The organism is Blautia intestinalis, from assembly GCF_014297355.1.
GTDB lineage: Bacteria > Bacillota > Clostridia > Lachnospirales > Lachnospiraceae > Blautia_A > Blautia_A intestinalis.
The window spans coordinates 95,581-110,529 of sequence record NZ_JACOQE010000004.1 but is presented as its reverse complement, the minus strand read 5'-3'; the positions used below and the strand labels follow the sequence as shown (position 1 = coordinate 110,529).

At 44.1% G+C, this 14,949-nt stretch carries 13 protein-coding genes; 11 read left to right on the top strand and 2 right to left on the bottom strand.

The annotated features are described in order from the left end of the window. The first annotated feature begins 13 nt into the window (after positions 1-13). The 8 genes from H8Z79_RS08665 (at position 14) to H8Z79_RS08630 (ending at position 10,808) form a co-directional block, all read left to right on the top strand. Positions 14-1,885, top strand: a complete 1,872-nt coding sequence (locus H8Z79_RS08665) for a glycosyltransferase family 2 protein (protein ID WP_118039108.1) — start codon at positions 14-16, stop codon at positions 1,883-1,885. A 1-nt stretch (position 1,886) separates the two neighbouring features. After that, entirely contained in the window at positions 1,887-2,840 is a 954-nt protein-coding gene (locus tag H8Z79_RS08660; protein WP_187002811.1) for a glycosyltransferase family 2 protein, read from the top strand. Positions 2,841-2,994: 154 nt separating this feature from the next. Then, the gene (locus tag H8Z79_RS08655; protein ID WP_118039110.1) at positions 2,995-4,398 is read left to right on the top strand and encodes an undecaprenyl-phosphate glucose phosphotransferase; all 1,404 of its coding nucleotides are present in this window, start codon (positions 2,995-2,997) and stop codon (positions 4,396-4,398) included. A gap of 18 nt (positions 4,399-4,416) precedes the next feature. Beyond that, positions 4,417-5,898: an LCP family protein gene (locus H8Z79_RS08650; RefSeq protein ID WP_187002810.1), complete on the top strand. Its 1,482-nt coding sequence runs from the start codon at positions 4,417-4,419 to the stop codon at positions 5,896-5,898. 133 nt (positions 5,899-6,031) lie between these two features. Continuing rightward, positions 6,032-6,952 (top strand): glycosyltransferase family 2 protein, encoded by a 921-nt coding sequence (locus H8Z79_RS08645; protein WP_118039112.1) that lies wholly within the window; start codon positions 6,032-6,034, stop codon positions 6,950-6,952. Between the two features lie 103 nt (positions 6,953-7,055). Further along, positions 7,056-8,564: a S1C family serine protease gene (locus tag H8Z79_RS08640; protein ID WP_118039113.1), complete on the top strand. Its 1,509-nt coding sequence runs from the start codon at positions 7,056-7,058 to the stop codon at positions 8,562-8,564. Positions 8,565-8,708: 144 nt separating this feature from the next. After that, entirely contained in the window at positions 8,709-10,136 is a 1,428-nt protein-coding gene (gene clpX / locus H8Z79_RS08635) for an ATP-dependent Clp protease ATP-binding subunit ClpX (RefSeq protein ID WP_118039114.1), read from the top strand. A gap of 48 nt (positions 10,137-10,184) precedes the next feature. Further along, positions 10,185-10,808 (top strand): zinc ribbon domain-containing protein, encoded by a 624-nt coding sequence (locus H8Z79_RS08630; RefSeq protein ID WP_118039115.1) that lies wholly within the window; start codon positions 10,185-10,187, stop codon positions 10,806-10,808. A gap of 114 nt (positions 10,809-10,922) precedes the next feature. Here H8Z79_RS08630 and H8Z79_RS08625 read toward each other — a convergent pair whose 3' ends face one another. Both H8Z79_RS08625 and H8Z79_RS08620 read right to left on the bottom strand, forming a co-directional pair. After that, positions 10,923-11,261: an EamA family transporter gene (locus H8Z79_RS08625; RefSeq protein ID WP_015543325.1), complete on the bottom strand. Its 339-nt coding sequence runs from the start codon at positions 11,259-11,261 to the stop codon at positions 10,923-10,925. Continuing rightward, positions 11,254-11,604: an EamA-like transporter family protein gene (locus H8Z79_RS08620; RefSeq protein ID WP_118039116.1), complete on the bottom strand. Its 351-nt coding sequence runs from the start codon at positions 11,602-11,604 to the stop codon at positions 11,254-11,256. Before H8Z79_RS08620 ends, H8Z79_RS08625 begins: the two co-directional genes overlap by 8 nt. A 158-nt stretch (positions 11,605-11,762) precedes the next feature. Here H8Z79_RS08620 and H8Z79_RS08615 point away from each other — a divergent pair, with 158 nt between their 5' ends. Genes H8Z79_RS08615 through H8Z79_RS08605 form a run of 3 tightly spaced genes read left to right on the top strand, consistent with a single transcriptional unit; the run spans position 11,763 to position 14,943 of the window. Continuing rightward, positions 11,763-12,695 carry a glycosyltransferase family 2 protein gene (locus H8Z79_RS08615; RefSeq protein WP_118039117.1) on the top strand — a complete coding sequence of 311 codons (933 nt, stop codon included), beginning with the start codon at positions 11,763-11,765 and terminating at the stop codon, positions 12,693-12,695. Next, positions 12,695-13,663, top strand: a complete 969-nt coding sequence (locus H8Z79_RS08610) for a hypothetical protein (RefSeq protein WP_118039118.1) — start codon at positions 12,695-12,697, stop codon at positions 13,661-13,663. The genes H8Z79_RS08615 and H8Z79_RS08610 overlap by 1 nt, the downstream gene beginning before the upstream one ends. Next, on the top strand, positions 13,660-14,943 hold the full coding sequence (locus H8Z79_RS08605) for an ATP-grasp domain-containing protein (RefSeq protein ID WP_118039119.1): 1,284 nt from the start codon (positions 13,660-13,662) through the stop codon (positions 14,941-14,943). Before H8Z79_RS08610 ends, H8Z79_RS08605 begins: the two co-directional genes overlap by 4 nt. Positions 14,944-14,949 lie beyond the last annotated feature (6 nt).

Genomic DNA, 14,949 nt, shown 5'->3' with positions numbered 1-14,949 from the left:
ATACAGACAGATTATGAGCAAAAAAAAAGAAGTGACCGGACATATTCAGTGGGCACGAATGCTGAAAAAGCTTAATCCGTACACGATCCGTAAGGGATTGCGTTATTTCAAACATTATGGTCCGAAGGAATTCTGGATTCGTCTTCATGAACGCTTTGAGCCGGAAGAAGTGCCGTATGGTCCGTGGTACGAGGCTTATATTCCGGATGATACAGAACTGGAAAAACAGAGAAAATACAGGTTTTCCTACAGCCCGTTGATCAGCGTGGCAGTTCCGGCATTTCGTACACCGGAAGTTTTTCTGCGCCAGATGATAGATTCGCTGCTGGCACAGACATACAGCAACTGGGAACTCTGCATTGCGAACGGAAGTCCGGAAGATAAAAAAATGCAGGCAGTGCTGGATCAATATACGAATAAGGACAGCAGGATCCGTGTAAAAATACTGGATCAGAATCTCGGAATTGCAGGAAATACAAACGCAGCACTTGAGATGATACAGGGAGAGTATGCAGGAATTCTTGATCATGATGACCTGCTTGCACCAAATGCTCTTTATGAGATTGCACGTTATCTGGAAAATGATCCGGAGGCGGATGGTGTCTATACAGATGAAGACAAGGTAACTACCGAATTGGACGAGCATTTTCAGCCGCATCTGAAACCGGATTTTAACCTTGACCTTCTGCGTTCCAACAACTATATCTGCCATTTTTTTGTTGTCAGGCAGTCAATCATACGTAAAGTCGGTGGATTCCGTCAGGAATTTGACGGAGCACAGGATCATGACTTTATTTTCCGCTGCGTAGAAGAAGCCGGAAGGATCGGACATGTGCCGGAGATTTTATATCACTGGAGAACACACAAAGCGTCGACAGCGGATAACCCTGCAAGCAAAATGTATGCGTTTGAAGCAGGAAGACGCGCGATCGAGGCACATCTTGAGAGAATGGGACAGAAGGGAACTGTCACACACACACCGGATCTCGGCTTTTTTCGTGTGCAGTATCCGGTACAGGGCAGTCCGATGGTGTCCATTATCATTCCGAACAAAGATGAGAAGGAATCTCTGGAAGCCTGCCTTCATTCCATTAAAGAAAAGACGGCTTATCAGAACTATGAGATACTCATTATAGAAAATAACAGTGTATCAGAAGAAATTTTTGCGTACTATAAAGAAATAGAAAAAGATCCGAAGATCCGCGTGCTTCGCTGGGAGAGAGAATTTAACTATGCAGCGATCAATAATTTCGGGGTACAGCATGCGAATGGTGATTATCTGCTGTTCCTGAATAACGATGTTACAGTGATCACACCGGACTGGATCGAAGAGATGCTCGGCATGTGTCAGAGAGAAGAAGTGGGAGCCGTCGGTGTGAAGCTTCTTTATCCGGATGATACGATCCAGCATGCAGGATGTGTGATCGGAATCGGTGGGATTGCAGGACATATGTTTGTCGATATGCCGGCGAACCGTACCGGATATCTTCACAAGGCATCAATTATTCAGGATATGAGTGCGGTAACAGCAGCATGTATGATGATGAAACGTACCGCTTTTGAGGAAGCAGGTGGTTTTACAGAGAAGCTTGCAGTAGCTTTTAATGATGTGGATCTCTGCCTGAAAGTGAGAAAATCCGGCAGACTGATCGTGTATGATCCATACGTACAGCTTTATCATATGGAATCAAAGACAAGAGGCGCGGAAGACAGCGAGGCGAAGGTACGACGTTTTCAGGAAGAAATCGAGTATATGAGAGAGCACTGGATCGACATCCTGAAAAACGGTGATCCGTATTACAATAAGAATCTTTCGCTGACAAAGTGGAATTATTCACTTCGCCCGCTGAAAGGAATGGACAGTAAGGGTAAGGATAGGAGATAATATGGAAGTATCGGTGGTCATACCGAATTTTAATGGAATTGCATTTCTGGACAGTGTGCTTGCAAGTCTGGAAGGGCAGACACTGAGTAATTTTGAAGTCATACTGGTGGATAACGGATCTACAGATGGAAGCTGTTCTTTCGTGACAGCCAATTATCCGTGGGTACACCTGATTGAGCTGTCGGAGAATTTCGGATTCTGCGGAGCGGTCAATGCAGGTATACGTGCGGCAAAAGCACCGTATGTTCTGCTTTTGAATAATGATACAGAAGTAAAAGAAGATTTTGTGGAGGAAATGCTTGCTGCGATCAGACGTCACAAGAATGCGTTTTCCTGTGGTGCAAGAATGGTGCAGTACCATGATCGCGACAGACTGGACGATGTCGGGAATTATTACTGTGCACTGGGATGGTCGTTTGCCCGCGGCAGGGGGAAAGATATCCATGCATATGAGACGGAGGACAAAATATTTTCTGCATGTGCAGGGGCTGCAATCTACCGCAAAAAGATCTTAGAGAAGATCGGTTATTTTGATGAAGAGCATTTTGCATATCTGGAGGATACAGATATCGGTTATCGTGCAAGAATTTACGGCTATGAGAACTGGTATGCGCCGAAAGCAATTGTTTACCATGTCGGCAGCGGCACAAGCGGTTCACGTTACAATCAGTTTAAGACAAGATATTCATCCAGAAATAATATTTATCTGATCTATAAGAATATGCCGCTTTTGCAGATCATCTTAAACTTACCGTTTCTTGCAGCCGGTTTTCTTATAAAATTCCTGTTTTTTGCAATAAAGGGAATGGGTAAAGCGTATGCAGCAGGGATCAAAAACGGTTTTTCTATCAGCATGAAAAACCAAAAAGTACCGTTTCGGATAAAACATCTGCCAAATTACTGCAAAATTCAGCTGGAACTGTGGATCAACATCATCCGCCGGTTTCGTGCATAAAGGCAATTTTACATTACTTTATGGAATTTTAATATAATATACGGAAGATATTGTTGATTTTAGAGAGTAACTAGTATAAGATAAACGTGGCTGTCCGGAGTTGTTTTTCGGACAGAAATGTGAAAAACAAAGAATTGGATTGAGGTGGGAGAGAGTGATTCAGGACAATCAGAAGAACTTCACCCGGCTGCAGATGCTGATTGATGCAATCGTCATTGCGGTATGTTATATACTTGCGTGGATGATTCGTTTCATCGGTCCTTTTGCTTATTCCGCAGTCCGTGCACTTGCTTTTGAACAGTATATGTTTGCTCTGGTATTTATCATTCCGGGCTATTTATTGCTGTATCAGGCTTTTACTCTGTATGAGCCGCTGCATATGCAGGGACGCAGGCTTGTTCTTGCAAATATCATCAAGGCAAATGTACTTGGACTTCTGCTGGTCGTATTCAGTCTTTATATGATGGACGAGTCGGACTTCTCCAGACTGACCGTTTATATTTTCTGCGTGATAAATATTTTCGCAGAATGGATTGTACGACTGTTCATTTTTTCGATACTGCGCAATATGCGACGCAAAGGGTTGAACCAGAAGCAGATGATACTGGTAGGCTACAGCCGTGCGGCAGAAGAATATATTGACAGGATACAGCAGAACCCGCAGTGGGGGTATGTTGTAAGAGGAATTCTGGATGACAATGTTCCGGCAGGGACAATCTATAATGGAATCAAGGTTATTGGTCGTATTGCGAATCTGTCCGTGATCTTACCGGCCAACCGTCTGGACGAGATTGCGATCACACTTGGACTGAGTGAGTATTACCGCCTGGAAGAAATCGTTGCAATGTGCGAGAAATCAGGCGTTCATACGAAATTTATTCCGGATTACAACAAGATTATTCCGACCAAACCATATACCGAAGATATTCTGGGACTTCCGGTGATTAATATCCGCTATGTTCCGTTGAGTAATACCTTTAATTTCATGGTCAAGCGTGCGATGGATATTGTCGGTTCGATCATGGCGATCATTGTTTCGTCACCGGTCATGCTTGTGATGTGCATACTGATCAAACTGACATCACCGGGACCGCTGATCTATCGTCAGGAGCGTGTCGGACTTCACAATAAAACTTTCTGGATGTATAAATTCCGGTCTATGGAAGTACAGCCGGAGGCCGAAGAAAAGAAGGCGTGGACAGTCAAAGACGATCCACGTGTGACTGGAATCGGTAAATTTATGCGCAGGACAAGTATTGATGAGCTTCCACAGTTTTTTAATATTCTGCGGGGAGATATGAGTCTTGTAGGACCTCGTCCTGAAAGGCCGTTCTTTGTTGAAAAATTTCGGGAAGAGATTCCCAGATACATGGTCAAGCATCAGGTTCGTCCGGGACTGACCGGATGGGCACAGGTGAATGGATACCGTGGTGATACATCAATCAAAAAACGAATCGACTGTGACCTTTATTATATAGAGAACTGGTCGATCGGTTTTGATATAAAGATACTGTTTCTTACAATCTTTAAAGGATTTGTAAACAAAAACGCATACTAAAAAGTAAGGGGAGAAAAGATGGCAAGACCAAAAAAGAGATCCAAAACCAAAAAGATACTTTTTGCAGTAGAAATCATAGTGCTTCTTGTGTTTATCGGAGGTCTGTATGTATATGGACAGCTGATGTCCCGAATGGACAAGACAAATACACAGAAACTTGATACTGAGAAGATTCAGGTCAATGAAGAAGTACAGGACGCAATTAATTCCGAAGATTCACATCTGACCGGTTATACGACCTATGCTTTGTTCGGAATTGATTCCCGAAGTGCAAATATGAAGTTTTCCGGTAACCAGAACAGCGATACCATGATTATTGCGAGTGTCAACAATGATACAAAAGAGGTAAGGCTTGTATCTATTTACCGTGATACACTTCTGAACCTTGGTGATGATACCTATTCCAAAGCAAATGCAGCATATGCATATGGTGGTCCGGAACAGGCAATCACCATGCTGAATACCAACCTCGACCTGAATATTACAGATTATGCAACTGTTAAATTCGATGCACTTGCAACAATCATTGATGATCTGGGCGGTTTGGATATGGATATGTCCTATGCAGAGATCGTGCATATGAATAACTACTGTGTAGAGACAGCCGAAGATACAGGACTCAGCTACACACCAATCGAACTTCCGGAAAAACCGGAAGATCAGGAAAAAGTCCAGTACAGTTATCATCTGAACGGTGTACAGGCAACATCTTATTGCCGTATTCGTTACACAGCAAGTCTTGATATGGGACGTACAGAGCGTCAGCGTAAAGTTATTCAGATGATCGTTTATAAAGCAAAACATGCCGGATTGAGTAAAATCTTTAATATTATGGACGATGTCTTCCCGATGGTAACGACATCTCTGGGAAAAGAGGATATCCTTCAGCTTCTTCCGACACTGATCGGTTACAGTGTAGATGAGACGGCTGGTTTCCCGTCATCCTATAAATTCTCAAATGTAAAGGGAAGTATTATCGTACCGACAGACCTTGTATCAAACGTACAGGAACTGCACAAATTCCTCTATGGAGATGCAAACTATACACCATCTGCAACAGTAACTGCCAACAGTGAAAAGATTCTTGAGATCGTCGGTGGTGCAGGTAATCTGGATGATGTACAGAAAAACATCGGTGAAGAGAACACAGAAAATGATAGCGTTATATTCGAAAAGAACGGTTCCGGATGGACAGACACAAGCGGCAGTGGCGAACAGTACGATCCTGACAACAGTGGAGATAATACCGGTGGGGATAATAATTATGTGCCGGATGATACTACCGGAGGCGATACGACTGGTGGAGATAATACCGGTGGGGATAATAATTATGTGCCGGATGATACTACCGGAGGCGATACGTCCGGTGGTGATACTAGCGGAGGCGATACGTCCGGTGGTGATACCGGCGACGGAGGAGACGGTGGAGACATCGATGCCGGCGGTGATGCAAGTGATGCTGTGGAAGCCTTCGAGCAGGGCGCATCTGAAGCTGCATAAGCAAAATTGCATAACAACATGAGATAAAGATCAGAAGGGAATTTCTTATTGAAGAAATTCCCTTCTTCTGTTACCATACATCAATAAGGGCATAATTAATATCCGGTATGAAAAATACCGATAAGGAGATACTATGGAAAATAAAACAGTAGATGTGATCATTCCCGCCTATCATCCGGGAAATGAATTTGCCACACTTATTAAAAGACTGGAAAAACAGACTGTTCCGATCCACAGGATTATAGTAATGAATACAGAGGAATCCATGTGGAATAAAGAATGGGAAAAATTATCCGGAGTGATGGAGGTTCATCACCTTGCAAAATCAGAGTTCGATCACGGTGGTACGAGAGCGTGGGCAGCAGAACTTTCTGATGCGGATGTAATGGTATTTATGACACAGGATGCGATGCCGGCCGACCGTGAGCTGCTTGCAGAGCTTTTGAAAGCGCTTGATCAGGAGGAGAATATTGCAGCTGCTTATGCAAGACAGCTTCCGAACGCGGAATGCAGTTTTGTGGAACGGTATACAAGAGCATTTAATTATCCGGACAGATCCGTAGTTAAGACAAAAGATGATCTGGACAAATATGGAATCAAAACTTTTTTCTGTTCAAATGTCTGTGCAGCATACAAAAAAGATATTTACGAAAAGCAGGGTGGTTTTGTACGCCGTACTATTTTTAATGAGGATATGATCTATGCGGGAGGGCTGATCCAGAAAGGATATAGAATTGCCTATGCAGCAGAAGCCAGGGTGATACATTCCCATAATTATAACTGTATGCAGCAGTTCCACAGAAATTTTGATCTTGGTGTATCGCAGGCGGAGCATCCTGAAATATTTGAGGGAGTACCGTCTGAGGGAGAAGGCATGCGCCTTGTCAAAAAGACACTTGCCTACCTTATTCATTCAGGAAGGGTATGGCTCATACCGGGTTTTGTTTTGCAGTGTGCAGGTAAGTATGCCGGATATCTGGCGGGCAAAAAATTCCGTAAACTGCCGAAGAAATTTATTTTGTGGTGTACGATGAGTCCGAATTACTGGAAATGAGCAGAAACACGCTTTTTTAAAGGAGTTGTCACACTTTCAACACAATTGACTGATACACTGTTTTCATGGTAAGAAATAAGAAGAAAGCAGAAAGGAGCACAGCATGAACGACGAAGAAAAATGGAATTCGGGAAATGCTCCGCAGAATGATAGAGATACCAAACGGTTCAATGAACCGCCGATATATGAACATTATAATATGCATCAGACGTATGTGAATGAAACAGGGCAGGAACCGGAGAAAAAGAAACGCAGAAAGAAAAGCGGTGGCAGGAAACTGGCTTCGACAATTTCTCTTGCGGTAGTGTTCGGACTGGTTGCCGGTGTAGTATTTCAGGGTGTGAATTTTTTTGCAGCTCAGTATATGGGCACAACGACAGATGATGCAGAACCGCAGATTGAGACCGCGCAGCTTGCCGTGAGTGCATCGTCAGATGATGCAGCCTCAGAGGGTACAGATTCTTCTGAGAATGGTACAGATGATGCAGCACAGAGTGTTTCTGCGCAGACAGGAAGTGTTTCAGATGTTGCAAAAGCAGCAATGCCGACAGTTGTCGCGATTACATCTGTCAGCATACAGGAGATCCCGAATTATTTCCGCGCATTTGGATTTGGATATGGCGATACACAGCAGTATTCCAGTGAAGGCAGCGGATCCGGTATCATTGTAGGTGAGAATGATGACGAACTTCTGATCGCAACAAATAATCATGTTGTAGACGGTGCTACGACACTCAGCGTATGTTTTGCCGGAAGTGATGTAGTCAATGCAGAGGCAGAGACTGTGAATATGTCCTCAGAAAGTGACAGTGATGGAGATGTCAATGTGGAGGATGCCGTCAGTGCGAAGATAAAAGGTACAGATGAAACAAATGATCTGGCGGTAGTTGCGGTACAGAAATCTGATATTCCGGAGGATACCTTATCACAGATCAAGATTGCACAGCTTGGTGATTCTGATTCAGTGGAAGTCGGAGAACAGGTCGTCGCGATCGGTAATGCACTCGGCTATGGACAGTCTGTAACATCCGGGTGGATCAGTGCATTAAACAGAAGTATTTCGACAAGCGACGGTACGACAAGTGACGGACTGATTCAGACAGATGCAGCAATCAACCCGGGTAACAGCGGCGGCGCACTTCTTAATATGCAGGGAGAAGTGGTTGGTATCAATTCTGCGAAGTATGCAGACAGTGCGGTGGAAGGTATGGGTTATGCAATCCCGATTTCGAAAGCACAGCCGATACTGGAAAATCTTATGAATCGTCAGACGAGAGACAAAGTAGAGGATGACTCAAAAGCAGCATATCTTGGGGTTACTTCTGCCGATCTTTCGATGGAAGCAATCCAGATGTATGATATGCCGGAAGGCGCATTTGTGATCCGTGTCGATAAAGATTCAGCAGCAGGTGAGGCTGGTATTCAGAAGGGCGATATTATTGTAAGCTTTGACGGACAGACAGTAAGCGGCAGAGAAGATCTGGAAAATAAACTGGCTTATTATGAAGCCGGTGAGTCAGTGGATGTTGTTGTTTCCAGAGCTGATAACGGAGAATATGTACAGAAAACAATTTCCGTGACACTTGGAAACCGTTCAGATTACACGGGCTGACCGAATTTATAAAAACTTTAGTTTACAGTGTGATAGGTTATGTTATAATGAACGCATAGGTAAATGGACCGGGACAGGAGCCATTAGCCTGTGCGTTTTGCATATGAGAGCAGTTGCGAAGCGCTGTAAATGAAAGGAGTTTATATGACAGATAAATACAATGATGAGATCATAGATGAAGAAAATCAGGATACAGATGATCAGACCGATGATTATGAACCAGAGAAGTTCTGTACCCTCTGTCACCGTTCCGAGAGTCAGGCAGGAAAGATGATCGATCTTCCGAATAATATACATATATGTCCGGACTGCATGCAGAGAAGTTTCGACAGCATGAACACACAGATGCAGAGTGGCAATTTTAATTATGGCGATCTGTTTAACATGCCGAATATCAGTATGATCGATCTGAGCAGCCTCCAGAATCAGATGGGACAGCAGCCGAAACCAAAGAAGAAAAAAAGTGAAAAGAAAGATCCGGTCCTCGACCTGAAAAAGATTCCCGCACCACACAAGATCAAGGCAACACTTGATGAATATGTGATTGGACAGGAGTATGCGAAAAAGGTTATGTCCGTTGCCGTTTATAATCATTATAAACGTGTTGCGACCGATACAATGGATGAAATCGCAATCGAGAAATCCAATATGCTGATGATCGGACCGACCGGATGTGGTAAGACTTATCTGGTCAAGACACTTGCGAAACTTCTGGATGTGCCGCTTGCAATCGCAGATGCGACTTCCCTTACAGAAGCCGGGTACATTGGTGATGATATCGAGAGCGTTGTTTCAAAGCTTCTTGCGGCAGCAGATAATGATGTTGAGAAGGCTGAGCATGGAATTATTTTTATTGATGAGATCGACAAGATCGCGAAGAAGAAAAATACGAATCAGAGAGATGTCAGTGGTGAGGCAGTGCAGCAGGGAATGCTGAAGCTTCTCGAGGGCAGCGATGTTGAGGTGCCGGTCGGAGCCAACAGCAAAAATGCAATGGTTCCGCTGACAACCGTGAATACAAGAAATATTTTGTTCATCTGCGGAGGTGCTTTCCCGGATCTTGAGAATATCATAAAGGAGCGTCTGAATAAGCAGGCATCCATCGGATTTTATGCGGATCTGAAGGATAAGTATGACGATGATCCGAATCTTCTTGAGAAGGTTACTGTGGATGATCTTCGAAATTTCGGCATGATTCCGGAATTTATCGGACGACTTCCGATTATATTTACAATGAATGGTCTTACAGAAGATATGATGGTACAGATCCTGCGTGAGCCAAGAAATGCGATCCTTAAGCAGTATCAGAAGCTTCTGGCACTGGATGAAGTCAAGCTGGAATTTGAGGAGGATGCCCTTCGTGCAATTGCAGCGAAAGCAATGGAGAAACACACAGGAGCAAGAGCTCTTCGTGCGATCCTTGAGGAATACATGCTGGATATCATGTATGAGATTCCGAAGGATGACAATATTGGAGAGGTAGTGATCACCAGAGGTTATATTGAGGGAAACGGCGGACCGAAGATTCTGCTTCGCGGGCAGGAGGTACCGCTTCTTGAAAGCGGACAGTAATTTTGCAACATAGATTTCATATAGACTAAGAAAGAGAGGGAATGTATTATGGCAAAGGATTTTTTTGGTAATCTCGGACAGGCACTTTCAAAAACTGCAAAAGAATTAAGCGGACGTGCGGAAGATGTTTATGAAACACAGCGTCTTAAGAATAAAATATCCGCAGAAGAACGTCAGATTGATAAAATTATGGCAGATCTTGGAAAAATCGTGTACCAGCGTTACAAAGAAGAAGTGCCGGTAGACGATGTTCAGAAAGAACTCTGCGAGCAGATCGATCAGCGTATGGAACAGATCGAACAGTTACGTACAGATATCAAAGATCTGAAGATCAGAACCAGACGAATCTGCCCATCCTGCGGTAAAGAAGTTGAGAAGAATGCTGCATTCTGTAAATTCTGTGGTGCAGCGTGTCCGACACAGGAAGAGGAAGAAGATGCCGGGGATACAATCGATGGTACTGCCGAGGAGGTAGAGGAAGAAAAAAAGTCAGAAGAGTCCGCAGAGGAGGCGGCAGAGACAGAGGCCGAAACAGAAGCGGCAGATATTGCAGAGGATACCGAAGAACCGACAGCAGACGAAGCTGGAGAAGAAGTGGTAGAAGCTGAAGCGGAGGAAAAAGCGGACGAAGCTGCAGAAGAGATCACCGAAGAAGCAAAAACAGAAGAATAAACAGAGCTGACCGCAAGGTATAAATGCGCAGATAAAAACGGACAGATGGGAAAAGCTTCTCATCTGTCCGTTTTATCCACAGGAGATTTTGCGTTTATGTAACCGATAGATTAATTACAGTGTATAAACAATGATTCCGGCAATGATGATCAGATTGCCGATAAATTTGCCTCGTGTGATCTTTTCTTTCAGAATCACCTTTGAGAGCAGCAGGACGAATACATAGGCGGCGGTATCAATGACCGGTCCGTAGCGCATATCGACTTTTGTGTAGCACCAGGTATTCAGAAGAAGAATACCAAAAAAAAGAAAATAAGCGAGGATGACACGCCAGTTCAGATACTCTCTGATGGGATTACTGTATTTGATGTTTGCACTCTGCTTTAAAAGAATCTGGGAAATCGCAGAAAAAAAAGTTCCTCCCAGCATAATAAGAAGAAATGTTTTATTCATAACGCTGCACCGTCCATACTCCAAATAATACGATCAGGATCCCCAGAATGTTCTGTGGGGAAAGCTGTTCGTGAAAGATGAGCACTGCCCAGATCTGCGACCATAGAAGGTAGACGCTTTTGTTGGCATAGGCAGTTGACAGAGAAAATTTCTTGATGACCTGCTGCCAGGCAATCGCATAGATGCCGCAGTTGGCAATCATAAGAAACAGAAATACATAGAGAAGCGGTGCATGCAGTCCGTTTTGGTTATACTGGATCGATGCAAGCTTCGAAAAAACGCTTGTCAGCGAAAACAGCAGGATATTTAAATGAAGCTGTAGATAATTACGGAAATTTTTCATGGTTCCTCCGAAAAATATAAATGGTTTTCTGACATTGTACAACAAATACCGGGAATTTAAAACAGGAATCGACAGGAATTTTTTGATTGCTTTACAAGACATATCGAAAATGATATGATAAAAATGAATGCTAAAATTAGAAAGAGCGAGGAAAACATATGAGTTTGTATTCCGTTGTGGTTCCTGTGTACAATTCAGAACACACACTTGAGGAACTTTACCGCCGACTGGAAAAGGTTTTCCGGGAGGTTATAAAAGAAGATTTTGAGCTGATTCTTGTCGATGACGGATCGAAAGACCGTTCATTCGAAGTAATGACAGAGCTTCGAAACAAAGATCAGAGAGTCAGAATTATACAGATGGCAAGAAACTTTGGGCAGCATCCGGCGCTTCTGTGCGGTTTTGCGCATGTTCGCGGGGATTTTGTCGTAACAATGGACGATGATCTGCAGCATCAGCCGGAGGAACTGCCGAAGATGGTCAAGGTGATGAGAGAGCGTGATGACGTGGACGCGATCATTGCAAGCTATGAAGGCAGAAAACATGGTTTTATCCGCCGGCTTGGCACGAAGTTTTCCGTGTGGGCGACTTCCAGGATGCTCGGCAAAGACCCGAATCTTCAGATCACCAGTTACCGTCTGATCCGCCGCTTCCTTGTAGATGCGATGGTAAAGACGAATACATATCTGCCGCAGATCGGCAACCTTCTGGTGCTGACCTCGAACCGTATTATCAATGTGCCGGTACAGCATGCCGCCAGAGCTTACGGAAAGAGCGGCTACTCCTTCAAGAGACTCCTGAAGGATCTGATCTATGATATTACCGCACATACCGCATTTCCGCTTCTTATGGTTCGAAATATCGGAATTGTAAGTTTTCTGGTAAGTATGGTGATGGCAGTTTATTTTTTGGTCCGTTATTTTGCATTTGGAATTTCAGTCGAAGGCTGGACATCCTTAATGCTGGTGATGCTCGCTTTCTTCGGGCTGATCCTGTTATCAATCGGTATTATGGGGATTTATCTGATGAATATTTTGAATGAGGCGAAAAAGATGCCTCATTACGTGATCCGTAGGGAGGATACAGACTGATGAAAAAAGAAATTGGCGGTTATTTTGAGCTGGAGGAAATGGCGGGAGAGGAGTACTATCCGAACCTGTATAAAGTGAATCTCGGAAGGACTGCATTATTGTGGCTTCTTGAGACGCGCCAGTATAAGAAGATATATCTTCCGGTGTTTCTTTGCCGGTCCGTCATTGATATCTGTGTGGAGCATGATATTGAGGTGGAATTCTACCATCTTGATGCAGATTTAAACATTCTTCTGGAAGAACGGAAACTTCCGGCAGAGGAATGCCTCTATCTGGTCAGTTATTATGGTCAGCTTACAGACGAAAAAATCCTGTACTGTCAGAAGGTTTATGGCAACGTGATCGTGGATCATACACATGCGTTTTTTCAGAAACCGCTTAAGGGAGTGGATACCCTGTATTCTTGTCGGAAATTCTGGGGCGTCAGTGATGGGGCATACGTATCTTCAGATGTTGTTTTATCCGGGGAAAAGCCGGAGGACAGATCCGGTGCGCGTATGAGCCACATTCTGGGACGTTACGAAGAAAATGCCGGGAAATATTACCAGGCAATGCTTGACAATGCAGCCGGTTATGAGGGCATGGAGATCCGGAAGATGTCACGGTTGACGTGCAACTTTCTCAGAGCAATTGATTATGAGAAGGGCAAAAAGCAGCGAGAAGAGAATTATGCACTTCTTTCAGAACTGCTCCCGTCAGAGACTGTATTTAACCGTGTGATTCCGGAAGGTCCGTTTGCATATCCATATTATCATGAGAATGGGATGGAGCTTCGCAGATGGCTGGCGGGACACAAAATTTTTGTGCCGACTTACTGGAAAAACATGTTTGAACAGTGCAGTGAAGATTCGCTGGAATACCAGTGGGCAGCAAATATACTTCCTCTGCCGTGCGATCAGCGCTATGGTGAAGAGGAGATGAGATACATGGCAGCAAGGATCAGAGAATGGGAGGCATCCGCAGAATGAACCACAGATTATTGATTCTGGGAACGCTTGGGGAATTTGTACAGCTAGTACAGAAAGCAAAACAAAAAGGATATTATACGATCGTCTGTGACGGCTATCCAAATGGAGAAGCGAGAGCATATGCCGATGCTTCGTATATTCTGCCGGTGACAGATACAGATGCGATTGCAGAACTCTGTAAGAAAGAAAAGGTTGACGGGATCATCACTTCGTTTTCTGACCTTTTGATGGAATGCATGGTCAAAATTGCGGCGAAAGCAGATCTTCCGTGCTATCTGAAACCGGAGCAGCTTCCCTGGTACCGTGACAAATCCGTGTGCCGTCAGACACTTCGTGAGCTTGGTCTTCCGACACCGGGTTATGTAAAAATACCGGTAAGTCTGTCAGGCGAACCGGATAAAATAAAACAACTGGTTCAGAATCTGTCGTATCCTTTGATCAGCAAACCTATGGATAAATACGGTTCCAGAGGAATCTATATTATTCATGATGAAAACGAACTGACAGAGCAGATTGCACGTAGCGCGGAATTTACAGATCTGGACGAGGTACTGGTAGAAGAATACAACGATGGATTTGAATTCAATATGATGACCTGGGTCAATGATGGCAAAGTAAATGTGATCAGTATTGCGGACAGGGAAAAGACGCAGCCGGAGACGAGCATGCTTCCGATCAGTACGCGAAATGTCTATCCATCCCGCGTTCTTTCTCATGTGTATGAGCCGGCAAAGGACTTGTTACAGTCTTACATTGCACATACCGGACAGATGGACGGACCTCTTTCCATGCAGTTTTTCTGGAAGCCGGGAAAGGGAATTCAGGTCTGCGAGATTGCCGGAAGGTTTTTTGGATATGAGCACGAGCTGACCGATATGGTCTATGGCTTTAATATAGAAGAACTCCTGCTGGCTGGTGTTTACCAGAAGGAAAAGATATCGGAAATGTTTGTCGGACACGATATTTTTCACCCGGTGAAGCATGGAGCAGTTCTGTACTTCCACGGAAAACTCCATAAGATTGCTGATCAGACAAAAGCATACGAGCTTGCCGAAAATGAAGCAGTGGTTAAGCCCTGGATCTTTTATGAAACAGGAGATACAGTTGTTGAATACGGACCAAATCCATATCTGGCATTGTATTATATTTCTGCCGGGAGCAGAGAAAAGCTGGATGAGATTACCGGATATTTCTTTGACGAGATGAGTATGACTGATTCGGACGGGCAGGAGATTACATATCGAAACCAGATGCCGGATTATTTTATAACAGAAGAGTAGAGGAGA

What these genes read in the sequence shown, in the direction of transcription:
- H8Z79_RS08665 (WP_118039108.1), top strand. Translation starts at nt 14, where the DNA reads ATGAGCAAAAAAAAAGAAGTGACCGGACATATTCAGTGGGCACGAATG.
- H8Z79_RS08660 (WP_187002811.1), top strand. Translation starts at nt 1,887, where the DNA reads ATGGAAGTATCGGTGGTCATACCGAATTTTAATGGAATTGCATTTCTG.
- H8Z79_RS08650 (WP_187002810.1), top strand. Translation starts at nt 4,417, where the DNA reads ATGGCAAGACCAAAAAAGAGATCCAAAACCAAAAAGATACTTTTTGCA.
- H8Z79_RS08645 (WP_118039112.1), top strand. Translation starts at nt 6,032, where the DNA reads ATGGAAAATAAAACAGTAGATGTGATCATTCCCGCCTATCATCCGGGA.
- H8Z79_RS08640 (WP_118039113.1), top strand. Translation starts at nt 7,056, where the DNA reads ATGAACGACGAAGAAAAATGGAATTCGGGAAATGCTCCGCAGAATGAT.
- clpX (WP_118039114.1), top strand. Translation starts at nt 8,709, where the DNA reads ATGACAGATAAATACAATGATGAGATCATAGATGAAGAAAATCAGGAT.
- H8Z79_RS08630 (WP_118039115.1), top strand. Translation starts at nt 10,185, where the DNA reads ATGGCAAAGGATTTTTTTGGTAATCTCGGACAGGCACTTTCAAAAACT.
- H8Z79_RS08625 (WP_015543325.1), bottom strand. Translation starts at nt 11,261, where the DNA reads ATGAATAAAACATTTCTTCTTATTATGCTGGGAGGAACTTTTTTTTCT.
- H8Z79_RS08620 (WP_118039116.1), bottom strand. Translation starts at nt 11,604, where the DNA reads ATGAAAAATTTCCGTAATTATCTACAGCTTCATTTAAATATCCTGCTG.
- H8Z79_RS08615 (WP_118039117.1), top strand. Translation starts at nt 11,763, where the DNA reads ATGAGTTTGTATTCCGTTGTGGTTCCTGTGTACAATTCAGAACACACA.
- H8Z79_RS08610 (WP_118039118.1), top strand. Translation starts at nt 12,695, where the DNA reads ATGAAAAAAGAAATTGGCGGTTATTTTGAGCTGGAGGAAATGGCGGGA.
- H8Z79_RS08605 (WP_118039119.1), top strand. Translation starts at nt 13,660, where the DNA reads ATGAACCACAGATTATTGATTCTGGGAACGCTTGGGGAATTTGTACAG.